The sequence below is a fragment of the Streptomyces sp. HD genome, from assembly GCF_028369295.1.
Classification (GTDB): Bacteria; Actinomycetota; Actinomycetes; order Streptomycetales; family Streptomycetaceae; genus Streptomyces.
In genome coordinates this window covers 1-25077 of sequence record NZ_JAQMYP010000089.1, presented here as the reverse complement: position 1 = coordinate 25077, position 25077 = coordinate 1, and the positions used below count along the sequence as shown (strand labels likewise).

The 25077-nt window shown below is 71.2% G+C and carries 19 protein-coding genes; 11 read left to right on the top strand and 8 right to left on the bottom strand.

The genetic code is table 11. From position 1 onward, the window contains the following. Positions 1 to 286: 286 nt before the first annotated feature. Positions 287 to 904 (bottom strand): hypothetical protein, encoded by a 618-nt coding sequence (locus POF73_RS43825; protein ID WP_272125019.1) that lies wholly within the window; start codon positions 902 to 904, stop codon positions 287 to 289. 252 nt (positions 905 to 1156) lie between these two features. Between POF73_RS43825 and POF73_RS43820 the strand changes: the two genes are divergently transcribed. Next, positions 1157 to 2554 carry a transcriptional regulator gene (locus tag POF73_RS43820; RefSeq protein WP_272125017.1) on the top strand — a complete coding sequence of 466 codons (1398 nt, stop codon included), beginning with the start codon at positions 1157 to 1159 and terminating at the stop codon, positions 2552 to 2554. 22 nt (positions 2555 to 2576) lie between these two features. Here POF73_RS43820 and POF73_RS43815 read toward each other — a convergent pair whose 3' ends face one another. Then, on the bottom strand, positions 2577 to 3995 hold the full coding sequence (locus tag POF73_RS43815; RefSeq protein ID WP_272125016.1) for a PP2C family serine/threonine-protein phosphatase: 1419 nt from the start codon (positions 3993 to 3995) through the stop codon (positions 2577 to 2579). Positions 3996 to 4413: 418 nt separating this feature from the next. Between POF73_RS43815 and POF73_RS43810 the strand changes: the two genes are divergently transcribed. The 3 genes from POF73_RS43810 to POF73_RS43800 all read left to right on the top strand — a co-directional run bounded on the left by POF73_RS43810 (position 4414) and on the right by POF73_RS43800 (position 6462). Next, complete coding sequence (locus tag POF73_RS43810; protein ID WP_272125015.1) at positions 4414 to 5403, top strand: helix-turn-helix transcriptional regulator; 990 nt, start codon at positions 4414 to 4416, stop codon at positions 5401 to 5403. A 109-nt stretch (positions 5404 to 5512) separates the two neighbouring features. After that, positions 5513 to 5995, top strand: a complete 483-nt coding sequence (locus POF73_RS43805) for a DUF456 domain-containing protein (protein ID WP_272125014.1) — start codon at positions 5513 to 5515, stop codon at positions 5993 to 5995. Between the two features lie 80 nt (positions 5996 to 6075). Continuing rightward, positions 6076 to 6462, top strand: coding sequence for a PPOX class F420-dependent oxidoreductase (locus tag POF73_RS43800; protein ID WP_272125013.1), 387 nt, complete (start codon positions 6076 to 6078; stop codon positions 6460 to 6462). 2 nt (positions 6463 to 6464) lie between these two features. Here the strand turns inward: POF73_RS43800 and POF73_RS43795 are convergent, their stop codons facing one another. From POF73_RS43795 to POF73_RS43770, 6 genes are all read right to left on the bottom strand, one after another. After that, positions 6465 to 6986 carry a methylated-DNA--[protein]-cysteine S-methyltransferase gene (locus tag POF73_RS43795; protein ID WP_443049758.1) on the bottom strand — a complete coding sequence of 174 codons (522 nt, stop codon included), beginning with the start codon at positions 6984 to 6986 and terminating at the stop codon, positions 6465 to 6467. After that, positions 6983 to 8392 carry a DNA-3-methyladenine glycosylase 2 family protein gene (locus POF73_RS43790; RefSeq protein ID WP_272125012.1) on the bottom strand — a complete coding sequence of 470 codons (1410 nt, stop codon included), beginning with the start codon at positions 8390 to 8392 and terminating at the stop codon, positions 6983 to 6985. Before POF73_RS43790 ends, POF73_RS43795 begins: the two co-directional genes overlap by 4 nt. A gap of 150 nt (positions 8393 to 8542) precedes the next feature. After that, positions 8543 to 9634 carry a ribosome small subunit-dependent GTPase A gene (gene rsgA / locus POF73_RS43785; protein ID WP_272125011.1) on the bottom strand — a complete coding sequence of 364 codons (1092 nt, stop codon included), beginning with the start codon at positions 9632 to 9634 and terminating at the stop codon, positions 8543 to 8545. Positions 9635 to 9873: 239 nt separating this feature from the next. Then, a complete protein-coding gene (locus POF73_RS43780) occupies positions 9874 to 11370 on the bottom strand; it encodes a cellulose binding domain-containing protein (protein ID WP_272125010.1) in 1497 nt (498 codons plus the stop codon). A gap of 201 nt (positions 11371 to 11571) precedes the next feature. Next, positions 11572 to 12891: a radical SAM protein gene (locus tag POF73_RS43775; RefSeq protein WP_272125009.1), complete on the bottom strand. Its 1320-nt coding sequence runs from the start codon at positions 12889 to 12891 to the stop codon at positions 11572 to 11574. Between the two features lie 120 nt (positions 12892 to 13011). Further along, entirely contained in the window at positions 13012 to 14019 is a 1008-nt protein-coding gene (locus POF73_RS43770; protein ID WP_272125008.1) for a hydroxyacid dehydrogenase, read from the bottom strand. A gap of 149 nt (positions 14020 to 14168) precedes the next feature. On the opposite strand from POF73_RS43770, the gene POF73_RS43765 reads away from it, so the two are divergent. The 7 genes from POF73_RS43765 (at position 14169) to POF73_RS43735 (ending at position 24956) form a co-directional block, all read left to right on the top strand. Further along, positions 14169 to 15422, top strand: coding sequence for a D-arabinono-1,4-lactone oxidase (locus POF73_RS43765; RefSeq protein WP_272125007.1), 1254 nt, complete (start codon positions 14169 to 14171; stop codon positions 15420 to 15422). 158 nt (positions 15423 to 15580) lie between these two features. Further along, entirely contained in the window at positions 15581 to 16828 is a 1248-nt protein-coding gene (locus tag POF73_RS43760; protein ID WP_272125006.1) for an ROK family protein, read from the top strand. An 11-nt stretch (positions 16829 to 16839) separates the two neighbouring features. Then, the gene (locus POF73_RS43755) at positions 16840 to 18687 is read left to right on the top strand and encodes a glycoside hydrolase (protein WP_272125005.1); all 1848 of its coding nucleotides are present in this window, start codon (positions 16840 to 16842) and stop codon (positions 18685 to 18687) included. 234 nt (positions 18688 to 18921) lie between these two features. Beyond that, complete coding sequence (locus POF73_RS43750) at positions 18922 to 20178, top strand: ABC transporter substrate-binding protein (protein ID WP_272125004.1); 1257 nt, start codon at positions 18922 to 18924, stop codon at positions 20176 to 20178. Positions 20179 to 20198: 20 nt separating this feature from the next. Beyond that, on the top strand, positions 20199 to 21161 hold the full coding sequence (locus tag POF73_RS43745; RefSeq protein ID WP_272125003.1) for a carbohydrate ABC transporter permease: 963 nt from the start codon (positions 20199 to 20201) through the stop codon (positions 21159 to 21161). 8 nt (positions 21162 to 21169) lie between these two features. Continuing rightward, positions 21170 to 22054, top strand: coding sequence for a carbohydrate ABC transporter permease (locus POF73_RS43740; protein ID WP_272125020.1), 885 nt, complete (start codon positions 21170 to 21172; stop codon positions 22052 to 22054). Positions 22055 to 22082: 28 nt separating this feature from the next. Continuing rightward, positions 22083 to 24956 (top strand): glycoside hydrolase family 2 TIM barrel-domain containing protein, encoded by a 2874-nt coding sequence (locus tag POF73_RS43735; RefSeq protein ID WP_272125002.1) that lies wholly within the window; start codon positions 22083 to 22085, stop codon positions 24954 to 24956. Positions 24957 to 25077 lie beyond the last annotated feature (121 nt).

The window sequence follows — 25077 nt, the reverse complement described above, 5'->3', positions numbered from 1 at the left end:
GGTTTTGGGGGGGCCCCGCCCTGGGGCGTCCGTACGGTGGAGGGTCGGTCCGTCCGCCGATGGCGGCCTGCCGACACCGCCGTACGCGAAGAAGGGGTGTGACGGTTGGGACTCGGCGTCGTGGCGCTGTCGGAGCGGGATCGCTCAGCCGGCGAATCTGGCCGGAATTCGGTTGTTCGGCTGCCTTCGGCGCCCCTGGATCCCGGATGCCGATGGTACGGGGCCGCCCGCCCGACCCCCGTCCGGGAGGGCGGCCCCGCTGGGTGGTGGCCCGGCGGTGCGGCGGTCAGTAGAGCTTGTCGACCGCGGTGGTGGTCGTCTTCTTGAAGGCCTTCACCGGCGCGTCCGTGAAGTCGCCCATCTGCCCCCACTGCACGACGGTGACGGTGCCGCCGTCCCGGCCGACGGATATGAGGTGGATGTCCATGGCGCCCCACGAGGCACGGGTGTGCACGCCGTGGACGCGGGCGCCCTCCTCGACCGGCAGGCTGCCGTAGCTCCGGTACTCGGCCTCGATCTCGGGGTCGGCGTCGCTGCGCACGACGCAGCGCCGGATCTCCTTGTTGAGGCGGTCGGCGAGGGCCTTGGCCTTGGCGTTGTCGCCGACGACGACGTTGAGCTGCTGGGCACCGGTCTCCAGGTCGGTGCGGAAGGTGCGGTAGCGGGAGTCGTAGGCGAGCAGCGCCTCACCCAGGCAGCCCTGCATCTCCTCCGGGACCCCGTCGGTGACCTTGTCGGCGGTCCAGGCGGAGGTCGGGTGCGGCGGAAGCTGGGACGCCGACAGGAACTTCGGCGCGGGCGTCTTCGTCGCGGCGCCGGCCGGTGCGGCGGTGAGCGCGGCGCCTGCGGCGAGGCCGGCGACGGCGAGTGCGGCGAGCACGCCGGTTCGGGTGCGCTTGGGCATGGGTGTCCCCCGTGAGTGAGATGAGTGCGTGGAACGAACAGAAGTCGGCCGTCACCGACGCCGGATGGTCCGTCCGGCCCCCAGGCCCTGTCGGCCTCGTCGGTGCGACACCAAGAGCATCAGCCGTCACAGTCGGCGAACGCAACCGCTGCCGCCCGATCCATGACGGTGGAACCATCCCAGCCCTGCTGACGTGCAGGTATATGGAGTGCCTGGGATGCCGTCCCGGGACGGGGAGGACACGGGGGAACGGTGTCTGAAGTGCAGGACGACGTCCAGGAGTTCGCGGCGCTGCTCACACGGCTCAAGGAGCGCACCGACCGCAGTTACGGTCAGCTGGCCCGCCGCCTGAACATGAACACCTCCACGCTGCACCGCTACTGCGCCGGAGACGCGGTCCCGCTCGACTTCGCCCCCGTGGAACGCTTCGCCGCGCTGTGTCAGGCGACGCCGGAGGAGCGGCTGGAACTGCACCGGCGGTGGATCCTGGCGGTGGCGGCACGACAGCGGCCGCGCACGGCGACCGCCCCGGCGCCGGAGAGCGCCCCCTCCCCCACGGACAGCGCCGTATCCGCCACGGAGGCCGCCTCCTCCCCCGCGGACAGCGCCCCCGACTCCGCGGACGGTTCCCCGGACCGCTCGGCCGACTCCCGCTTCGACTCGGTCGACTCCCCCTCGGAGGCGTCCGAAGAACCCGCGCCGGGCGGGTCTCCCCGCCGCCCCTGGTACCGCCGCCGGAGCCTCCTGGTCCCCATGGCCGTGGCGTCGGCGCTCCTCGCCACGCTCGGCAGCCTCGCCGCCCTGCCGGACGACGACCGGTCCCGGGCGAGCGACTCCGTCCAGGGCGCCGATCCGACCCGTACGTCGGCCGCGGGCACCCCCCGCCCGAAGTCGGCCAAATCCCCGAGCCCGACCCCCACCACGGCCTCCCCCTCGCCGGACGCGTCCAAGAAGTCCTCCGCCAGGCCCACGGAGTCCGCCGGCCGACACCCCGAGGAGTCGGACGAACCCGGCCGACAGCAGCCCACGACCGGCCTCCCCCTCACCTGGAGCGCCGACTCCCATGTCTGGCAGGCCGGTTGTGGCCACGACTACGTCATCGACAAGCCCTCGCAGCAGGTGCCCCCGCCCCCGGTCGCTCAGGACGCCGCGATCTGGGCGGCATCGCAGGGCGCGGTGCACGGCCGGCAGACGATGGTGGAGATCACGGTGCAGGGGCGGACGTCCACGGCCGTCGTCCTGGACGCGTTGCGGGTGCGCGTCGTCGGCCGCTCGGCACCCGTCGAGGGCACCTCGTACGCCATGGACCACGGCTGCGGCGGAGCACTGACGCCCCGCTACTTCGACGTCGACCTGGACAAGGACCGGCCCATCGCACGCCCGGTCGCCGGCAACGACACGGGCACCCCGATCCCGGCGATGAAGCTGCCGTACCGGGTGTCCGCCGAGGATCCGGAGGTGCTGCTCGTCGACGCGCAGACGGTGAGCTGCGACTGCAGCTGGTACCTCGAACTGGACTGGTCCTCCCAGGGCCGCACGGGCACGGCACGCATCGACGACCACGGCCGCCCGTTCCGCACGACGAGCACCAAGGGACTGCCCCGCTACTCGTACGACACCTCGGCCCGCAAGTGGGTGCCGTACACCTGAGCCGTGCTGCCGGGGACAGCCCCTATGCCTCCCAGACGGCGGCGGCCGTACGGTCGTCGGAGTAGCCCTTGACCCGGACCTGGGTGTCGGCGAGGAACGCGGCGAGGCCGGGTGGGGTGGGGCCGGACCAGCGGCCGGTGAGGTACTCGGACAGTTCGGGTTCGCCGCGCAGTGGTTCGGCGAGGCCGCCGGTGCACATCAGGAGGGCGTCTCCGGGGCGGGCGACCGAGGCGCGGAAACGGAAGGGTTCGCGGGGCGGCTCGGGGGCCGGCTCGTAGGGGCTCGGGGGTGTGGTGATGCCGAGGTCCATGGTGAGGCGGTCGCCGTCGGGGGTCTCGGCCGGCAGTGAGCCGAAGCCGACGACGGGTTCGCCGGTGACGTCGCCGGCGTGCGGCTCGATGTCCTGCCACTCGCCGTCGCGCAGCCGGAACAGCCCGCCGGCGCCGACGCCGAAGAAGACGCGGGTACGGCACTCGGGGTCGGCGGGGAGCAGCAGGCAGCGCAGCGTCGCGGCGTACTCCTCCGGTTCGATGCCCTGTTCGGCGGCGCTGGCGCGGAGTTTGCCGAGGCAGCGGTCGGTGAGGCGGTGCAGGCCGGACTTCAGGTCGCCGCGGCGTGCGGCCCTGAGGTCCTCCGCGAGCCTCGGGTGGCTGCGGCCCACGGCCCGGCCGATCCAGTGACAGGCCTCGGCGGCTGCGCGATGCGCGTTCGGGGTGGCCCGGGCGCCGGTCGCCATCGCCACGAGGACCAGGGCGTTCTCGCCGGTGCCGAAGCGGACCGTGAGCAGGGCGTCGCGGCGGGGTTCGCCCCGGTAGCGGGCGGAGTCGCCGCGCAGGGAAACGGCACGCAGGGTGCAGGCGCCGTAGTGCGCGCCGTCCAGGACGGTGTCGGCGACCAGATCGTCCAGGTCGTCGGGGTCGGCGGGCGGGAGGGCGGTGGGTTCGGGGGCGTAGGTGGGCGGGCCGCTGCCGACGTAGTCGAGGGGGGTCGCGGGGTGGGCCGGGACGTCGACCCGGGTCGCGGTGCGGGGCTCGTCGAGAGGGACCGGTGTCGCTCGGTCCGGAGGTGGCTCCGGGGGCGCCTCCACGGTGAATCCCGGCGGCTTCGGCAGACCGGGCGGGAAAGTCGACGGCCCGGCCCCCTCCAGGGCATCGGTACCGACGCGCGGCGCCGGAACCGCGACGCCGGTCCCGGACGATCCCGTCCCGGACGATCCCGTCCCGGCCGAACCTGTCCCGGCCGAACCTGTCCCGGACGCCCCGGGCGGTCCTACCCCGGTCGCCCCGGTCGCCCCGGCCCCCGACACCCCCGCCGCCGAGGCGAATCGGTCGTCCAGTGTGTCGGGTGCGGCCGTCGGGCCCGTGTCCTCGGCCGAGTCGCCGTACAACTGCCCCCACCAGTCGTCCTCGTGACCGGTGGGCCTTCCCCCCTGCTGGCTCATGCCCCCAATTGTCCACCGCACGGGCCGGATGAAAACGGGGCATCCGGAAAATCAGCCCCGGTACCCGGCATCGAAAACGGCGTGTCGGGTGAGGAGTTGAACATTTCTGCGAAGCTCCGGGCGGAAAGCGTCGCCGGGCAGTCCCACCCCCCACGGGAGAACCGCCCGGCGACGGTCGGGTGACCGAGGTGCCACTCGCGTCGGTCGCAACGGCCCTGAGTGTGACCGGCGTTCCTGTCGTCGCGCTGTGGTTCCCACCGCCTATGGGATGGCGGGCGGTGGTCCGTACCACGGTGGCGACACTTTGGCAGAGTCACAGGTGGTGCGGCGATGATGTCCTGAGGCGGTTTTGCGTCGTGGCCGTTTTCCGCCACGGACCGGACACCGGTGTTCGACTTTGGGGAAGGGGCGCGGCCCGATGCTGGGAGCGATCGGACTCGACGAGGCGCACGAGTCGGCGTACCGCGCCCTGGTGTCCGTGGGCGCCGCCGACATACCGGATCTCGCGCGACGGCTGACACTCGGCGAGTACGACACCGAGCGCGCCCTGCGCCGTCTGGAGCGGCACGGGCTGGCGGCGCAGTCCTCCGCCCGGCCCGGCCGCTGGGTCGCCGCGCCGCCCGGGGTGGCGCTGGGCGCGCTGCTCACCCAGCAGCGGCACGAACTGGAGAAGGCGGAGCTGGCCGCCGCGCTGCTCGCCGAGGAGTACCGGGCGGCGGCCGCCGAGCCCGCCGTGCACGACCTGGTCGAGGTGGTGATCGGTGCGGCGGCGGTCGCTCAGCGCTTTCTGCAGCTCCAGCTCGGGGCGAGCAAGGAAGTGTGCGCGCTGGTCACCGACAGTCCCGTCGCGGTGACCAGCGCGGAGAACGACGCGGAGGAACGGGCCACCGACCGCGGCGTCCACTACCGCGTGGTCCTGGAGCGCTCGGTCCTCGACCAGCCGCACGGCATCAGCGAGCTGTCCGCCGCCCTCGGCCGCGAGGAACAGGTACGGGTCGTCGACCGGGTCCCGACGAAGCTGGTGATAGCCGACGGGACGCTGGCCCTGGTGCCGCTCACCTCGCACACCACGGAGCCGGCCGCGCTGGTCGTCCACGCGAGCGGACTCCTTGAGCTGCTGTCCGGGCTGTTCGAGTCGGTGTGGCGGGAGGCCCTGCCGGTGCGTCTGGGCGCGTCCGGCGTCACCGAGCAGCAGCCGGACGGGCCGGACGACACCGACCTGGAGGTGCTCTCCCTGCTGCTGGCCGGCCTGACCGACGCGAGCGTGGCCAAGCAGCTCGACCTGGGCCTGAGAACCGTGCAGCGCCGGGTGAAGCGGCTGATGGAGCTGACCGGGGTGACGACCCGGCTGCAGCTCGGATGGCATGCGTACGAACGGGGATGGGTGGCCCGGGAGCGGCAGGGGTGACCGGCCCCCCACTCGGTGACCGGTGACCGGCGCCCGCTCGGTGACCGGCGCCCACCTGCGGCGACGACTCTGATCTGCGCATTCTCGCGGGCTCCGGCACTCTGGTCAGATGGGAGTCTGGGACCTCGTGCTGGTCGGCCTGGTCCTCCTGCTCGGCCTGTGCGGGGTGCTGGTGCCCGGGGTGCCGGGGTCGTGGCTGGTGTGGGCCGCGGTCATGTGGTGGGCGCTGAAGGACCCGCAGACGGTCGCGTGGTGGGTGCTCGTGGGGGCCACCGTCGCGCTGTTCGTCTCCCAGGTGGTGCGCTGGGCCCTGCCGCCCCGCCGGCTGCGCGAGAGCGGCGCCACCCCTCGAATGGCCGTGTACGCCGGGGTGGGCTCCTTCCTGGGCTTCTGCCTGATCCCCGTGGTCGGCTCGATCCCCGGCTTCATGACCGGCATCTACCTGGAGGAACGTCTCCGCCTGGGCGGCCACGGGGAGGCGCGGGCCGCCCTGCGCACGGCGATGCGGTCGGGCGGGTCGAGCGTGCTGGCGGAACTCTTCACCTGCCAGCTGATCGCGGGGGCGTGGGTGGGGGCGGTGCTCTCGGGCTGACGCGGGGCCCCGGCGTAGGCCCGAAGCCCTAGGGCGAGCAGCCGATGCGCCCACCGATGCGGGCGTGTTTCGCTGGCCGCATGACGGAATCCAGCACCGAATTCAGCGACGCGGAGCACGCCTACCTGCGGTCGCAGCGACTGGGACGGCTGGCCACCGTGGACCCGGCGGGGCAGCCGCAGGCGAACCCGGTCGGGTTCTTCCCCCAGGACGACGGGACGATCCTGGTCGGCGGCCGCGCGATGGGCGCCACCAAGAAGTGGCGCAACCTGAGCAAGAACCCCAAGGTCGCGTTGGTCGTGGACGACCTGGTCAGCGAACGGCCGTGGCGGGTGCGCGGGATCGAGGTCCGCGGGGACGCGGAGCTCCTCACGGGCCCGCACGAGCTGGGCCCGTACTTCAGCGAGGAGGTCATCCGCATCCGTCCGCGGTGGGTCCACAGCTGGGGTCTGGAGCAGGAGGGCTGATCTCAGGCGGGGCCCTGGAGGGCGCCCTCCAGCGTGAGCAGCCGCACCTTGCGGTCCAGGCCGCCCGCGTACCCGGTCAGTGATCCGTCGGCGCCGATCACGCGATGGCAGGGGCGGACGATCAGCAGCGGGTTGGCGCCGATCGCGCCGCCGACGGCCCGGACGGCGGCGCGGGAGGCGCCGATCCGTGCGGCGATCTCGCCGTACGTGGTGGTCGCCCCGTACGGAACGCTCCCGAGAGCGGCCCACACCCGCTCCCGGAACTCACTGCCCGCACTGCTCAACTCCAGCTGGAACTCCTTGAGTTCACCGGCGAAGTAGGCGTCGAGCTGTTCCTCGGCCGCGCGGAAGAGCGCGGGGTCGTGCCGCCAGCCGTCCTGGACCGTGCGCCCGCCCTTCTGGTCCGGCACGGACAGGGAGGTCAGGGCGCCGGTCGTGGGGTCGCCGGTGAGAAGGATGCGGCCGAGCGGACTGTCGAGCTCGGTCCAGTGGATCGGGGTGGTCATGTGGATCGGGGTGGTCATGCCTGCTCCAACTCCCCTGCTGCGCGCAGGTGTTGCCATGCGTAGGAGCGCCAGGGGCGCCAGCTGTCGGGGACGTCGACGCCGGGCGGCGCGACATCCGGGTCGCCGAGGGCGCGGCTGCGGATGACGGCGACGGTACGGCCGTCCAGCCCGGCCAGCCCGAGCAGCGCACGCTCCGTCTCGTCCCAGTCGGCGCCCGGGTCCAGCCGTACGGCACCGTCGGCGAGGGCGGCGGCGAGCTCGCCCAGCGGACCGTCGGGCTCGGCCCCGGCCAGAACGGCCGCCTCGGGGAACAGATGGGTGAGGCCGCCGCAGGGCGAGTCGAGGGCCTTGCCGTAGCGCAGCACGAGCCTCTCGGCCTCCGCCCGCCCCACCAGGGCCCGCACGGCCAGTTCCTCGGGATCGGCGGCCCCGGGTGACCGCAGTCCCGGCCGCGCGGCGACCATCGGCCCGATCCGCGGATCGGCACCGAGCCGCTCGTCGACGGCGTACGGATCGGCGTCGAGATCGAACAGCCGCCGCAGCCGGTGAACCGCGGTGGTCAGATCACGGGGGTCGGTGAGATGGAGCCGGGCGTCGAGCCAGCCGCCGGGATGCGCCGCCCCCGCCTCCCTCCCCGGGCCGCCCGGCCTCTCCTCCACCGCGACGATGGCGCTGCCGTGCGGCAGACGCAGGGTGCGGCGGTAGGTGCGCCGGCCGAGCGGACCGGAGACCTCCTCCATGCCGGGCACGGCCTCCTCGGCCAGCAGGTCGAAGACGGCACCGGTCCGGTAGGGGCCCCGGTGGGCGAGCCGCAGGGGTATCCCGGCCGACGGCGTGGCCGTACGCCGGGCCGGACGGCCGCCGCCCTTCGGTGCGGCGACGCGCACCTGACTCGGTGTCGACGCGTACACCGCCCGGATCGTGTCGTTGAACTGCCGCACACTGGCGAACCCGGCCGCGAACGCGATCTCGGTGATCGGCAGCTCGGTCGTCTGCAGCAGCACCCGCGCGGTGTGCGCCCGCTGGGCCCGCGCCAGCGCGACCGGCCCGGCGCCGAGCTCGGCGGTGAGCTGCCGCTGCACCTGCCGGGCGCTGTAGCCGAGCCGCGCGGCGAGCCCGGCGACACCCTCACGGTCGACGATCCCGTCGCCGATCAGCCGCATCGCCCGGCCCACCGCATCGGCCCGCACATTCCACTCCGCGGACCCCGGCACCGCATCCGGCCGGCATCGCCGACAGGCCCGGAACCCCGAGCCCTGCGCGGCGGCGGCCGTCGCGAAGAACCGCACGTTCCCCCGCTTCGGCGTCACCGCCGGGCAGCTCGGGCGGCAGTAGATCCCGGTCGTCTCGACACCGAAGAAGAACTCGCCGTCGAACCGGGCATCCCGGCTGCGCACCGCCTCGTACCTGGTGTCTTCGTCCATCACAAGGTCCAGTGTGAGCGAGACAGAAGAACGCCGCTGGCGGATTTCGGACACGGCCCTGCAACGCCCCCGAAGGGGCGCGGGGACTGCGCGACCAGCCACAACGAGCCCGCAGCCGCCGGCCGACATCGCGAGGCACCCCAAGAGGCGCTACTGCCACCGCCCCCGCTTCGCCTCCATCGCCGCCTTCCCCTCAGCCCCCTTCCGCTTCCAGTCCTTCCGGATCTCAGCCCGCACCCTCGCATCCGTCTTGGCCACGATCCGCTGGTTCTCGCGCAGCAACTTCCGGTAGCTCTCCAGCCGCCGCAGCGGCAGCGCCCCCGCGTCGATCGCGGCCAGCACCGCACACCCCGGCTCGCTCTCGTGGGCGCAGTCGTGGAAGCGGCATTCCTCGGCCAGTTCCTCGATCTCGGCGAAGACCTGCCCGACCCCGATCTCCGCGTCCCAGAGCCCGACGCCGCGCAGCCCGGGGGTGTCGATCAGGACGCCGCCGCCCGGCAGGGCGAGGAGGTTGCGGGTGGTGGTCGTATGGCGGCCCTTGCCGTCGACGTCGCGCGCGGCCTGGACCTCCATCACGTCCTCGCCGAGCAGCGCGTTCGCGAGCGTCGACTTGCCCGCGCCGGACTGTCCGAGCAGCACGGACGTACCACCGCCCACGACCGCGGCGAGGACGTCGAGCCCCTCCCCGAGCGTCGCGCTGACGGTGAGCACCGGCACGCCCGGCGCCGTGGTCTCCACGTCCTGGACGAGGTGCGCGAGCGTCACCGCGTCCGGCACGAGGTCGGCCTTGGTGAGCACGACGACCGGCTGTGCACCCGACTCCCAGGCCAGGGCGAGGAACCGCTCGATGCGGCCGAGGTCGACTTCGAGGGCCAGCGACACGGCGACGATGGCGTGGTCGACGTTGGCGGCGAGGATCTGCCCCTCGGACCGCTTGGAGGAGGTGGAGCGTACGAAGGCGGTACGGCGGGGCAGATACGCGCGTACGTACCGCGGGTTCCCGGCCGGTTCCACGGCGACCCAGTCGCCCGTGCACACGACCCGCAACGGATCGTGCGGGGTGACGAAGGCCGTGTCGGCCCGTAGGGCACCGTCGGCGGTGACGATGTCGCACTGCCCGCGGTCGACCCGTACGACGCGCCCGGGCAGCAGCCCCTCGGCGTCGTACGGGGTGAACGCGTCGGCCCAGGCGGCGTCCCAGCCGTAGGGAGCCAACGCGGAGAAAACAGAGGTGGAAGCCAACGGGTGACCCTTCACAAGGGTGGCCCCGGCAGCCGCGTACCCAGACGCGGAGAGATCAGGTGAGGTCAGCCGGCGGCCACGGAGGTGGACTTGATGAACTGGATGCGGGCAGCGCCCATCGCAATGACAGCCATCGGTCGACACCTCCTCACTCATGTCCGCTGGACGGCGGCGGCCATCGGCCACCGCTCTGAACCGCCGTCACTGTAGCCCGGCCCCGTGAGGGCCCGTCAACCGGTTTATGACGCGCAGTCGTGCCCGTTCAACGTGAAGTCGTACCCCGCCGAGTTCTTGCCCTCCCACGACCCGATGAAGCCGAACGCCAGGCTGCCCTCGGCGGGGACCGCCTTGTTGTAGTCCGCGGCCGTGGCCGTGACCCGGGAGCCGTTCTGGGCGAAGTTCGCGTCCCACATCTGGCCGACCTTCTGGCCGTCCCGGAAGGACCAGGCGACCTGCCAGTCGTCGAGGGCCCGTTCGGTGGTGACGGTGACGGTGACCTGGAAGCCGTCGGGCCACTCGTTGACGAGGTCGTAGTCGACGCCGCACATCGGCGACCGGCTCGCGGACGGGGCCGGGTCCGGGTCCTCCTCGTCGGCGGTGGACGACTTGGTGCCCTGGGGTTCCGGGTCGGGGTTCTTCGGCTCGGGCGGCGCGTCGTCCTGTGTGGTGGTGTCCGACGACGGCTCCGGCGAGTCCGACACCGGCTGGGTGGCGCCCGTGACCGGCAGCGAGAAGCCGGGGCCGGCGACCGGCTGGCGGTCGGAGGGGTCGCCGCCCGCGGTCATGCCGTCGCCGGTGGAGCCGCCCGGCATCATCGACACCGCGAGGGCGAGCGCGGAGACGAGTACGGCGGCGACGAGCAGGCCGTTGCGCACGACGCGCGCCTTGTGCGCGCCCGGCTCCGACGGACCGGCGTCCGCGTCGGCCTGGTCGGCGCGTCCGGCGCCGAGGCGCACCTCGGTGGCCCGGCGGCGGCGCTCCAGGTAGGCGAGGCCGCCCCAGCCGATGACGCCGCCGGCGAGCGCCCCGGGCAGCCCGCCGCCGTGCAGCCGCAGACAGGCGGCGGCCTCGGCGCACTGGACGCAGGTGGCGAGGTGGCGGGAGAGGTCGTCCGGGGTGCCGGCGGCGGAGGAGCGGGTGACGGCGTCGAGGAGGCGGGCGTAGCTGCGGCACCGCGCGTCCATCGGGGTGTCGAGGTGGTTGCGCTGGCAGCGGTCCCTGAACAGGCCCCGGACCTGGGCGAGTTCCTCGGAGACCGTGTCCGGGTCGAGGCCCAGTCGGCGGGCCACCACGGGCAGCGGCAGTGCCTCCACCTCGGTCAGCCACAGCAGTGCGGCGTCCGGTTCCTGCATGTCGCGCAGTCCGCGCAGCGCGATCGGGCGCTGGAGCGGGGGTCCGGTGTAGCGGGCGGCGTTGTCGGAGTTGAGCCACAGGCGCAGGTCGGGGTCGAGTTTGTGGCCCTGGCCGGTCTCCTCCCAGGTCGCCGCCGTGGCGCGTACGGCAGTCAGGAGGAGGGGGATCCGGGGCAGGCGGGCCGGGCGGCGGCCCGCGCTGCGGTAGGTCCCGGCCTCGGCCTCGCGGGCCTCGCGTATGCCGGTCGAAAACGCCTCCGCGGCCAGTTGGTTGGCTGCCGCGGAGCCGGCCGTGCACAGGTCGGCGTACGACAGCACGGCGTCCCAGCACTCGGAGAACAGCGCGGCCTCGGTGGCGTCCTGAGGGGTCGGCAGGTCGGGCATGAGTCTCCTGCATCCACATGCGAGGTCAACTCGCCACATTGGCAATGGAGTTGGGGGGAACCTCGCGGCAGGACATGAGCCTTTCACGTATTCAACACAACTGACAAGCGCTGTGTTCAGATGTCATGACAGTCCGTGGCGCCCCGCAACTCCAGCCACTTGTACGGATGGGAGCCTCATTCGTCTCACCCGTACGGTCGCCTACGCCGTCGAGGGCTCCTGCGCCGGAAGGCTGTCCATGAAGGAGCTCACCGAGAACACCGCGTTGCCGGGGCCGGGCGGGCCGTAGCCGGGGGGCGAGGACAGGCCGAAGTCGTCCATCGTCTGGCGATAGGCCTGCAGCAGCCGGATGTGGTACTCCAGCGGCGCGCCCTGCGGGTTGGCCTTGCCGAGCGGGGTCGTCGGCTCGGGGCACCAGGTGGTGAAGCGGGGCGTGATGCCGTGGGACATGAAGAAGCGCAGGCCCTCGGTGGTCGAGGCGATCGCCTCGTCGACCGTCTTGAACCCGAAGGGTTCGGCCATCTCCACGCCCGCCACGAAGTTGGGGATGACGTTGCGCGCGCCGAAGACGTCGGCGGAGTCGAGGATGCGCTTGTGCCACTCGTCGCGGCCGACGTAGCGCTCCTTGCCCGGGCAGTACATCTTGAAGAGGTACTCGTCCCACACCTCGTAGTTGGGGTGGTAGATCTGCACGCCGTAGTCCTTGAAGCGCTGGACGTCGTCGCGCGGCAGCGCCTGGGCCACCACCTTGCCGATCCAGCGGCCCGGGAAGCGCTCCTCGATGGCCTTGGCGTAGTGGCCGTAGAAGTCGGCCTCGTCCCGGCCGGAGACGGTCTTGGTGATGGCGCCGCCGGTGAGGGTGTAGGCGGTGGACGCCTTGGCGGTGTCGTACCGGTCGATGATCTCCAGGGCCTCCAGGACCTCCTCGACGTCCTTGACCCCGGTGTACGGCCGCCCGGCCGCCTTGTGCTGGCGCCAGTTGTGGTTGATGTCGCAGTACTGGCACTCCTCCTTGGCGCCGAAGTACTGGCAGACGCGGAAGACGGTGAGGTAGATCAGGTAGCCCCACTGGATGGTCGGGGCGACCTCCATCACCGACTTCCCGTTGGCGAGGGTGTGCCGGTAGTACTCCGGCATCGGCGGCACGCCGACGTCGGCGATCCGCTTGCCGTCGAGGTAGAGACCGAGCACGCCCTCGTCGTCGGCGGCCACGCGGTACGGCGACGCCGGGTTCACGCGCACCGAGACGACGGTCCGGCGCAGGTCGTACGGGCCGCCGGTGAGGATGATCTCCTCCGGCGGGCGGCGCAGCGCGGCCTCGCCGAGCTCGGGCAGGGTGCCGTGGTCGAAGGAGAAGATGAAGTACGACTTCGGCTTGACCTCACCGTCCTCGTTGTCGCTCAGGGCGGACGGGTCGAAGGCGACCCCGCCCCGGAGCAGATCCTCCTTGAAGACGGCTTCCCGCGGAACGTGCGGGAATCGCTCCATCAGATCCTCGACCAGTGCGGTGCGGCTGCCCATCCGTAATCTCCTCCCTGCTCAGAGTCCGTGTCATGTTCTCCGGCGTACGACTCCTCACGGTATGCCCCTGCCCTGGCGTGAGCAGCGCCGGGTCCCCCTCGGGCAGGGCGTGGCGGGTGCCTACGCCTCCCGCTCCAGCGCCGCCGGATCGACCGGGTACGCCGGCCTGCCTCCCGCCACCAGCCGCCCGGCCTCCTCCGCGACCGCCAGCCCCAGGCGGGCCGCCTCGTTGCCCTGGGAGCCCGCGAGGTGCGGGGTGATGAAGGCGTTCGGCAGGTCGTACAGGGGTGAGTCGACGGGCAGGGGCTCGGGGTCGGTGACGTCGAGGATCGCCGAGAGACGCCCGGTGCGCAGCTCGGCGATCAGGGCGTCGTGGTCGACCAGGCCGCCGCGCGCGGTGTTGACCAGGACCGCCCCGTCGGGCATCAGGGCCAGCTCGCGGGCGCCGACGAGGTGGCGGGTTTCCGAGGTCTCGGGGGCGTGCACCGTGACGATGTCCGAGGTGCGCAGGAGGTCGTCGAGCGACAGCAGGGGTACGCCGAGGGCGGCGGCGCCCGCCTCGTCGACGTACGGGTCGGTCAGGCTCGGGACCAGGTCGAAGGGGCGCAGCAGCTCGATCACCTTGCGGCCGATGCGGGAGGCGCCGATCACACCGACCCGGCGGCCGTGGTTGCCGATGCCGGGGACGAGTCCCCAGCCGGGGAAGGCGCGCTCGGTGCGCAGACGGTCGCGGGCGGCGAAGAGGTCCTTGCCGGCGAGCAGGATCATGGCCAGCGTGTACTCGGCGACCGGCACGGCGTTGGCGGCGGCGGCCGAGCTCACGGTGATGCCCCGCCGCCACAGCTCGGGCGTGGCGAAGCTCTTCACCGAGCCGGCCGAGTGCAGCACCGCCCGCAGCTTCGGCATGGCGTCGAGGGCGGCCGGGTCCAGCCGGGGGCAGCCCCAGCCGGTGACGAGGATCTCGGTGCGGGCGAGCACCTGCGCCGGACGCGGGTCCGTGAAGTCCTCGGCGACCAGTGCCGGATCGATGTCCACGGACTGCCGCAGCCGCGCCAGCACCTCCGGCGGGAAGACGAGCGGCACGTTCTCTGCGGTCATGGCGAACAGCGCCTGGGGACGCTCGGGCAACGAAGTGACCTTCCCACTGAGCGGCCGCACCGGGCCGCGGAAACCATGGAGAAACCCGTTGAGAAAACCGGTGAGAAACCGCTCTCTACGGTAGGCGGCGGCGAATGAGAGGGTCAACGTACGCGCACTCACGTGGAGGGACGGCAGGGATGTCGGAGACGATCACCAACTGGGCGGGCAACATCACCTACTCCGCCAAGGAGTTGCACCGGCCCTACTCGCTCGACGCGATCAGCGCTCTGGTGGCCGGGAGCGAGAAGGTGCGGGTGCTGGGCAGCGGGCACTCCTTCAACGGAATCGCCGAGCCGGGCCCCGAGGGCGTCCTGCTGACGATCGCCGGTCTGCCGCCGACGGTCGACGTCGACCGCACGGCCCGTACGGTCCGGGTGTCCGGCGGCGTCCGGTACGCCGAACTCGCCCGCGCGGTGTACGCCCACGGGCTCGCGCTGCCCAACATGGCATCCCTGCCGCACATCTCGGTGGCCGGCTCGGTCGCCACCGGCACCCACGGGTCGGGGGCCGACAACGGCCCGCTGGCCGCGTCCGTGCGGGAGGTGGAGCTGGTCACGGCGGACGGGTCGGTGGTGACCGTCGGCCGCGGCGACCCGCGGTTCGACGGTGCCGTCACCTCACTGGGTGCGCTCGGTGTCGTCACGGCGCTCACCCTCGACCTGGAGCCGTCCTTCGAGGTCGAGCAGCACCTCTTCACCGAACTCCCCCTGGACGGGCTGGACCTGGCGCTGTTCGGGACCGTGATGTCGTCGGCGTACAGCGTGAGCCTGTTCACCGACTGGCGTGAGCCGGGCTTCCGCCAGGTGTGGCTCAAGCGGCGTACCGACCAGCCGCTGCCCGACGTCCCGTGGGCGGCGCCCGCCTCTGAGAAGCTGCACCCGGTGCCGGGGATGCCCGCGGTCAACTGCACCGAGCAGTTCGGGGTGCCCGGGCCGTGGCACGAGCGGCTGCCGCACTTCCGGGCGGAGTTCACGCCGAGCAGCGGGGCGGAGTTGCAGTCGGAGTACCTGCTGCCGCGCCGGTACGCCGTGGACGCTCTGCGGGCACTCGACGGGATCCGGGCGACGGTCGCACCCGTGCTGCAGACCTGCGAGGTGCGCACGGTCGCCGCCGACGAGCAGTGGCTCAGCCCCTGCCACGGCCGTGACACCGTCGCCCTGCACTTCACCTGGATCGAGGACACGGCGGCCGTGCTGCCGGTGGTGCGGCGGCTTGAGGAGGCGCTGGACGCCTTCGAGCCGCGGCCGCACTGGGGGAAGGTGTTCACCATGCCGGCGGAGGTGGTGCGCGGGCGGTATCCGCGGCTGGCCGACTTCCGGGCGCTGGCACGGGAGCTGGACCCGGCGGGCAAGTTCGCCAACGCGTTTGTGCGGGACGTCCTCGACGGCTGATACTCGCCACTACCCTCACACCGTGCGCTTCCAGCGGAAAGACTTTCTTCAGCCCCTTTCCTAACCCCTTGTCGAAAGGCGGGCGCACGCCATAGCCTTGCGCCGCGCCGGTGCCGAAGTCGACCCCGGCAGGACGCGAAGGGACGGGGGCACCTCCGGTGAAGCGCACATCACGCGACATCCGCACCGCGAACCGCTACGAGGTGCTGCGCCAGATCATCGCCGCGTCGCCCACCTCCCGGCAGGAGCTGGCGGCCGCCACGGGGCTCAGCCTCGCCACGGTCGCCACACTCGTGGGCGAGCTACTCGACCTCCGCATGATCACGGAGGTCGGGTTCGAGGACTCGGCGGGCGGCCGCCCCCGCGGGCTCGTGGCCGTCAACGCCTCCGGCGGTGCGCTGATCGGCGTGGACATCGCGGAGACGTACATCCATGTCGAGCTGTTCGACCTCGCGCTGAACGTGCTCGCCCGCGCCGACGAGGACATGCGCCCCGGCGAGAACCTGCCGGAGCAGGTGGTCAGCCATGTGGCCGCCGCCGTCGGCTCCGTGGTCGCGCAGGCCGGGATCGAGGGCGCGCGGGTGCTGGGCGTCGGGGTGAGCGTGCCGGGGCAGGTGGACCGGGACACCGGCGTCTCGGAGTACGCACCCAACTGGGACTGGCACGACGTGCCGCTGCTCGACCTGCTCTCCGAGGTCATCGCCTACCCCCTCTACCTGGACAACCCGCTGCGGGCCGGCGCGGTCGCCGAGATGTGGTTCGGGGCGGCGCGCGGGCGCGGGGACACGGTCGTGGTCAACCTCGGGACGGGCGTCGGCGCCGGGCTCGCGCTCGGCGGCGGGCTGTACCGGGGCGTGAGCAACAGCGCCGGCGAGTGGGGTCACACGACGCTCGTCCTGGACGGGCGGCTGTGCCGCTGCGGCAACCACGGCTGTGTGGAGGCCTATGCCGGCGCGCCCGGAATCATGCTGAACCTGCGGGAGCTGAGCCCGCGGAGCCCGCTGCTGCACCCCGAGGACCAGACCGCCACCATCGACGCGCTGGCCCGCGGCCTGGCCGAGGGCGACCCCGTGGCCGTCAAGGTCGTACGGGAGACGGCCCGTTACATCGGCGCCGGCATCGCCAACCTGGTCAACGTCCTCAACCCCGAAGTGGTCGTGCTCAGCAGCTGGGTCGCCCGCAGTCTCGGCGAACCGCTGCTGCACGAAGTGCGCGAGGCCGTGGGGCGGCATGCGCTGCCGCGGCCCATGGCCGCCACCGAGATCGTCCTCTCCCCCATCCCCACCGACCCGGCGTGCCTGGGCGCGGCGACGTTCGCGCTGGAGGGCGCGCTCCAGTCCGTGGGCCGGGGGACCGCAACAAAGCGCACCACCCCCGCAAGGAGCCGTACCGCACCACCTTCATGACGACGGAAGGGATGCCCGTGACTCACCCCCGCCCCAGAAGATCGGTACTGCTGACGGCCGCCGCCGCGCTCGCCGTCGCAGGCCCCCTGATATCCGCCCCGCCCGCAGGGGCCGCCGACACCCCGGCGGCCGAGGTCTCCCCGCACGCCGCCCAGGCCATCGACAACATCGGTGCCTCCGGCGCCTGGTGGGTCAACGACCTGAAGAACTTCGACCCGAAGGTCCAGGCCCGGGTCGCGGGGCTGCTGTTCTCCCCCGGCGGCCTGGACCTGAGCGCCTACCGCTACAACATCGGCGGCGGTGGCACGGGCGTGACCTACGCACCGCGCGCCCCCGAGGACTTCCGGGGCGACGACGGCACCTACGACTGGAGCAAGGACAAGGCGGGCCGCACCTTCCTGTACGCCGCCGCCAAGTACGGCGTCGAGGACCTGATCGCCTTCGTCAACAGCGCGCCCGCCGAGTGGAAGACCAACGGCAAGAGCTGCGGCGGCTATCTGAAGGCCGAGAACGAGCAGGACTTCGCCAAATACGTCGCCGATGTCACCGATCACTTCACCAAGCAGGGCGTGAAGATCGACTACATCAGCCCGTTCAACGAGCCGACGAACAGCTTCGACGACTGCGGCCAGGAGGGCATGCTCGTCGACGTCCCGCAGCGCGACGACATCGTGCGGGCGCTGGGCGCCGAGCAGCGGGCCCGGGGGCAGCGGACCGGCATCATCGCCGACGAGTCCACCAGCACCGTGAAGTTCAACGACGAGGTCCCGCGCTGGATCAACGAGCCGGGCACCGCCCAGTACGTCGACAAGCTGGCCCACCACACCTACGACAACCCCTCCGACGCCAACCGCGCGAAGGTGTACGAGACGTCGAAGTCGGTCGGCAGGACGTCCTGGTCCACCGAGGTCTGCTGCTTCGGCAACGGCGGCACGGGCTGGGCCCAGGAGTACGACCCCACGATCGACGGCGGGCTCAACCTCTCCCGGATCATCTACAAGGACTTCGCGACCGCGCACGACTCGGCGTTCCACTGGTGGGTCGCCCTGTCGGAGATGATCGGCACCGACCCGCTCGCCAAGAACGACCAGGGCTGGAACGACGGCCTGATCTACTACGACCCGGACTACGCGAAGAACGGCAACCAGACGCTGTACTTCACCAAGCGCTACTACGCGCTCGGCCAGTACAGCAAGTTCGTGAAGCCGGGCTCGGTCATGCACAACGTGACGGGGCTGCCGGACGGTGTGGAGGCCTCCGCCTACGACCGCAACGGCAAGTGGGTGGTCGTGGTCAACAACCACAACACCACCGACACCGCCCTGAACCTGCACTTCAACAGCAGGTCGCCGCTGCGGGCCGCCCAGGCCGTGCGCACGTCGGCCGACGAGAACTGGGCGAACGTGGCCAGGCCGTCGGTCAAGGGCGGCACCGTGTCCGCCTCGCTGCCGGGCCGCTCCATCACGACGTACGTCCTCGACCAGAAGCCGTTCGGCGCCGCCTCGGCGGTGACCGGTGCCTGGCAGGGCAAGCAGTCCGGCAAGTGCCTGACGGCCGACGCCTCTGGCGCGGCGATCGGCACCTGCGCCGACGGGGCCGAGCAGACGTGGTCGTACGACAAGCGGGGTGCGCTCAAGGGCGCGGGCGGCTATCTGACGGTGGGGAGTTCGGGGCTCGCCGCGTCCGCCGGCTTCACCGGTGACGCGGGCCAGCGGTGGCTGCTGAACTCCAACGGGCAGATCGTCAGCGAGGCTTCCGGGAAGTGCCTCGACGTCGGCGGGCAGGCGACCGCCGACGGCAGCAAGGTGGGTGTGTACACCTGCAACGGCGGGACGAACCAGGCGTGGTTCCGACGCTAGTTCCCGTGTTCTGAAAGGGGGTTGCGGGTCACTGGTGCGGTGACCCGCAACCCCCGTCACGTCCGGTATCCCGAACGTTGCACAACGCTTCATGCAGACTTCGTCCAACCCCTTGCCGAAGCCTTAGCCGAAGGTTAACGTCCCGCACCGCACCCCCATTTGAGCCAACTGGCGCCGAGCCGCTCCCGCCAGGGGCGCAGGGCCGCAGCCGTACTACGAGACAAGGACGTCAGCATGTCGGCATTGAGCAACAGGAACTTCGACCGCCGCACCGCGCTTCGGGCCGCGCTGGGTCTCGCCGCCGCCGGCGGACTTGCCGCATGCGGCAGCAACACGGGCCGGAGCAGCTCCGGCGACAGCCTCGTGCAGATGTTCCACGCGTACGGCGAGGCAGGCACCGAGCAGGCCATCAAGCGGTACGCGAAGGCCTACAAGGGCGCCAACGTGACCACGCAGTGGATCACCAGCGCGGACTTCGAGAGCAAGCTCTTCTCGGCCCTGCTCACCAAGAACGCACCGGATCTCTTCGAGTTCCACCCGCAGATCCAGATGGTCAAGAGCGGTCAGGTGGCGGACCTGACCGACATCATCGAACCGGTCAAGGACGACTTCAACCCGGCCGACATCAAGTCGCACACGGTCGACGGGAAGATATACGGCGTCCGGATGATCGACGACCCGCAGTTCTTCTTCTACCGCAAGTCGATGCTGGAGAAGGCCAACGTCGAGGTGCCGACCACGCTCGACGAGCTGATGGAGGCCGCCGCCAAGCTCACCACCGGCAAGGTCAAGGGCCTGTACATGGGCAACGACCTGCACTCGGTCATCAACCCGATGATCTGGTCGGCCGGCGCGGACACCCTCGACGAGAAGAACGAGATCGCCTACCACACGGACGGCGTCGTCGAGGGCATCAAGAAGATGCGCAAGCTGTTCACCAGCGGCGACCTCCTCCTCGGCGCCCCGACCGAGTCCTGGGACCCCTCCGCGCTCAACCAGGGCCTGTGCGCCATCCAGTTCTGCGGCATGTGGGCGATGCCGCAGATCCAGGACGCGCTCGGCGACGACTGGGGCGTCTTCCCCTTCCCGAAGACCGTCGACTCCGGCAAGCAGTCGGTCTACAACGGCGGTTGGTCGATGTTCGTCAACGCCAAGAGCAAGAACGTCGACGCGGCCAAGGAGTTCGTGAAGTGGCTGTGGATCGACCAGAAGAAGTACCAGGAGGACTGGGCCACCTCCTACGGCTTCCACATCCCGCCGCGCACCTCGCTCGCGAAGACGGCCACCAAGCTCAAGTCGGGCAACGCCGCTGAGGGCGTCAAGCTCTTCAACGAGTTCGGTCACTTCGACAACATCGGCTGGACGCAGGCCATGATCACTTCCCTTGAGGACGTGTTCGCCAACTCCGTCCGCAAGGACATGGACCCGGAGAAGGCTCTCGACAAGGCCGACACCGCCGTCAACCGCGAGCTCAAGAAGCTGTTCGGATAGGCCGCGGGACGGATCACGACATGTCGACGACGACGCGCGACCTCGCGCGCCCCGCCCCGGCGAAAGCCTCACCGGCCAAGCCGCGGCGGGGGCTGCGGGGCAGCCCCACCCTCAACTTCTGGCTCTTCACCGGGCCGTTCCTCATCGGTCTGGCGATCTTCGTCTACGCGCCGATCCTCTGGAGCCTCTGGCTCAGCTTCTTCGAGGCCCGCTTCACCGTCACGCCCGACAAGTTCGTCGGGTTCGACAACTACACGTACATGCTGACGAACGACGACTTCGTCGGCTCGCTCGGCACCTTCACCGTCTTCGCCGCGTTCATCGTGCCCACCACCTGGGCGCTCTCCCTGGGCCTGGCCCTGCTGGTGAACCGGATGCGCTTCATGCGGGCGTTCTTCCGCTCGGTCTTCTTCCTGCCGACCGCGGTCAGCTATGTCGCCGCGGCGCTCATCTGGAAGATGTCCATCTTCAGCGGGGTCCGCTTCGGCCTGATGAACACGGTCCTCGGCTGGTTCGGGGTCGAGAACATCGCCTGGCTGATCGACCCCAACCCGCCCTGGTACTGGCTGGTCATCGTGACCGCCCGGCTGTGGCTGCAGTCCGGCTTCTACATGATCCTGTTCATCGCGGCGCTGCAGAACATCCCGGACGAGCTGTACGAGGCCGCCGCCATCGACGGCGCCAAGCCGGGCTGGCAGACCTTCCGGTACATCACCCTGCCCCAGCTGCGCGCCACGTCCACCGCGGTGATCCTGCTGCTGCTCATCGCCGCCTACCAGGCCTTCGACGAGTTCTTCAACCTGCTGTCGAAGACCACCTGGGGCCGCCCGCCGCTCGTCGAGCTGTACTACAAGGCCCTGGGCGAGAGCCAGGACTACGGCGCCGGCAGCGCGGGCGCGCTCATCCTGACCGTACTGATCTGTGCCGTGACCCTGCTCCAGGGCAAGATCATGGGCTTCGGAAGGGGGGACGAGTCCAAGTGACCACCGCCATGCCCAAGGTGCGGAAATCCGCGCCGACGTCGGACAAGCCCAGCCGGGTCAGGCGCGGTGGCGGCGTGATGAACTCCACCGGCCTCTACATCGCCACGGGTGTCGCCGCCTTCCTCTTCCTGGTCCCGTTCTACATCCTCGTCCGCAACGCCCTCTCCACCGATGCCGAGATCACCGGAGAGACCTGGCAGTTCTTCCCCACGGACATGCAGTGGGGCAACATCAGCGAGCTCTTCTCGGACGAGACGGTCCCCTTCGCCCAGTCCCTGTGGAACTCGGCGGTCGTGGCCACCCTGCACACCATCGGCGTCCTCCTGGTGTGCTCCCTCGCGGGCTACGGTCTGGCCCGCATCCCGTACAAGCACGCCAACAAGGTCTTCTACGCCGTCCTGGGCACCCTGATGGTCCCGACCGCGGTCACCTTCGTGCCCAGCTTCGTGCTGGTCTCGTCGCTCGGCTGGGTGGACACCTACCGGGGGCTCATCATCCCGGGACTGTTCAGTGGTTTCACCTGCTTCCTTTTCCGGCAGTACTTCCTGGGATTCCCCAAGGAGCTGGAGGAGGCGGCGCGCATGGACGGACTGGGCTACTGGGGCGCGTACTGGCGCGTCGTCGTGCCCAACTCGCTGAACTTCTTCGCGGCGATGGCGACCATCACCTTCATCAACGGCTGGAACGCCTTCCTGTGGCCGCTGGTCATCGGCCAGGACCCGAGTTCATGGACCGTCCAGGTCGCACTCTCCAGCTACATGACCAACCAGACCGTGGTCTTCCACCTGATCTTCATGGCCACGGCCGTTTCCATCCTGCCCCTGGTGTTCGTGTTCCTCTTCCTCCAGCGCTGGCTGGTCCAGGGGATCGCACAGACCGGCATCAAGGGCTGACGCCCTTCTTCTCAAGACCTGGAGACCGATGTCTTTCCGCACCACCACTTCCGTCGACTACGTAGAGGACGTCTCCCCCGGCACCGGATCCCTCCCGCCCCGCGCCTGGTACGCCGCCTCGGACGCGCAGTCCCTGTCGCTGAACGGCAGTTGGCGCTTCCGGGTGTCGGCGACCGCCGATGCCGAGGACGACTCGTTCGCCGCGGAGGGGTACGAGGCCGGGGGCTGGGCCGAGGTCACGGTTCCCGGTCACTGGGTCCTGCAGGGCGACGGCGCGTTCGGTTCGCCCATCTACACCAACCATCTGTACCCCTTCCCGGTCGATCCGCCGCACGTGCCGACCGAGAACCCGACCGGCGACCATCTGCGCACCTTCGACCTGCCCGACGGCTGGCCGGCCGACGGCGACGCCGTGCTGCGCTTCGACGGTGTGGAGTCCTGCGCCCGCATCTGGCTGAACGGCACGGAGCTCGGCGAGTTCAAGGGCTCCCGGCTGCCGCACGAGTTCGCGGTCGGGCGGCTGCTGAAGCCGTCGGGCAATGTGCTCGCCGTCCGGGTGCACCAGTGGTCGGCGGGCTCGTACCTGGAGGACCAGGACCAGTGGTGGCTGCCCGGCATCTTCCGTGACGTCACCCTGCTGCACCGCCCTGCGGGGGCGGCGGGCGACTTCTTCGTGCACGCCTCCTACGACCACTCCGCGGGCGAGGGCACCCTGCGTGTCGACTCCGACGTCGACGGGCGGGTGTCCGTACCCGCCCTCGACATCGATGTCGCCACCGGGGAATCGGTGACGGTTCCCGTCGAGCCGTGGTCCGCGGAGACGCCGAAGCTGTACGACGGCGAGCTGGTCACGGCCGGCGAGCGGGTGCCGTTGCGCATCGGCTTCCGTACGGTCGTCCTGGAGGACGGCCTGATCAAGGTCAACGGCAGGGCGGTCCTCTTCAAGGGCGTCAACCGGCACGAGTGGCACCCGGAGAAGGGCCGCGCCCTCGACCTTGCGACCATGCGCGAGGACGTGCTGCTGATGAAGCGGCACAACCTCAACGCCGTCCGCACCTCGCACTACCCGCCGCACCCGGCCTTCCTCGACCTGTGCGACGAGTACGGCCTGTGGGTGATCGACGAGTGCGACCTCGAAACCCATGGCTTCACCGAGCAGGCCTGGCGCGACAACCCCGTCGACGACGACCGCTGGACCCCTGCCCTGCTGGACCGTGCCGCCCGCATGGTCGAGCGCGACAAGAACCACCCGTCGATCGTGTTCTGGTCCCTCGGCAACGAGGCCGGCACCGGGCGCGGGCTGACGGCGATGGCCGAGTGGATCCACGACCGGGACCCTGACCGGCTCGTGCACTACGAGGGCGACTGGAACTGCCGGGACACTGACGTGTACTCGCGGATGTACGCCTTCCACGACGAGGTCGAGAAGATCGGGCAGGGCCTGGACGGCGGGACGCACAAGAGGCGTGAGCTGCCCTTCATCCAGTGCGAGTACGCGCACGCCATGGGCAACGGGCCCGGTGGACTCGCCGACTACCAGCGGCTGTTCGAGGCCCACGACCGGCTCCAGGGCGGCTTCATCTGGGAGTGGATCGACCACGGCATCAAGCACGCCGAACTGGGCTACGCCTACGGCGGCGACTTCGGCGAGGAGCTGCACGACGGCAACTTCGTCTGCGACGGGCTGATCTTCCCGGACCGCCGGCCCTCCCCCGGGCTCGTCGAGTACAAGAAGGTCATCGAGCCGGTCCGCATCGAGGGCGACGGCGCCGACGGCACCGTACGCGTGACGAACAAGTACGACTTCGCCGATCTGTCGGCGCTCGCCTTCGAGTGGTCGTACCAGCTGGACGGCGAGACGGTCGAGACGGGCGCCCTGTCGGTGCCGGCCCTCCCGCCCGGTGAGTCCGCGGAGGTGAAGCTGCCCGCGCCGCCGGCCGACGCGGCGGGCGGGGCCGAGGCCCAGTGGACCGTACGGGCGGTGCTCGCGGCGGACACGGCGTGGGCGCCCAAGGATCATGTGGTCGCGTGGGGTCAGGTGCCGGTGTCCGCACGGCAGTCGCCGTCGGTCGCCGCGACCCGCCGGCCCACCGCGGACGGGCGGGTGATCACCCTCGGCCCCGCCGCCTTCGACGCCCGCACCGGCGCGTTGCAGGCGATCGGCGGCATCGAGGTGACGGCGCCGCGCCTGGACGTGTGGCGGGCGCCCACCGACAACGACGCCGGCGCCGAATGGCAGACCGACACCCGCTACGGGATGCTGTGGCGCAAGTACGGCCTGCACCGCATGCGGCACCGCGTGGACGGCGTCGAGCTGGGCGACGACGCGCTGACGGTACGGACCCGGGTGGCGCCCGCCGCCTGGGAGGTGGGCCTCGCCACGGTGTACCGGTGGACCTCCGACGGCACCCGGCTGCGGCTGACGGTGTCCGTGACGCCGGAGGGCGACTGGAAGGTGCCGCTGCCCCGGCTCGGCGTCCGGTTCGGGCTCGGACGGGCGGACGCCGTGACATGGTTCGGCGGCGGTCCCGGTGAGGCGTACCCGGACACCAGGTCGGCGTCGATGGTCGGCCGTTGGCACGCGACGGTCGACGAGTTGCAGACGCCATACGTCCGCCCGCAGGAGAACGGCGCTCGTGCCGACGTGCGCTGGGTGGCGCTCGGCGGGCTGCGGGTCGAGGGCGACCCGGAGTTCTGGTTCAGCGCACGGCGCTGGACCAGCGAGCAGCTGGACTCGGCCCAGCACCTGACCGACCTCACGCCGGGCGAGACCGTGTGGGTCAACCTCGACCACGGTCAGCACGGCATCGGTTCGCAGTCCTGTGGGCCGGGCCCGCTGCCGCAGTACTTCCTGAAGGCCGAGCCGACGGAGTTCTCGTTCGTGTTCTCGACCACGAAGTGAGAAAACTGTAAATCGATTGACCGATTGATCGACTTTCCGACACCGTCGGAAGGCCACCAGCGGCCGGTCGGCGCCTTCCGCCCCCCCGCCCCCACACCTTTTTAACACACGGGCGTTTTTT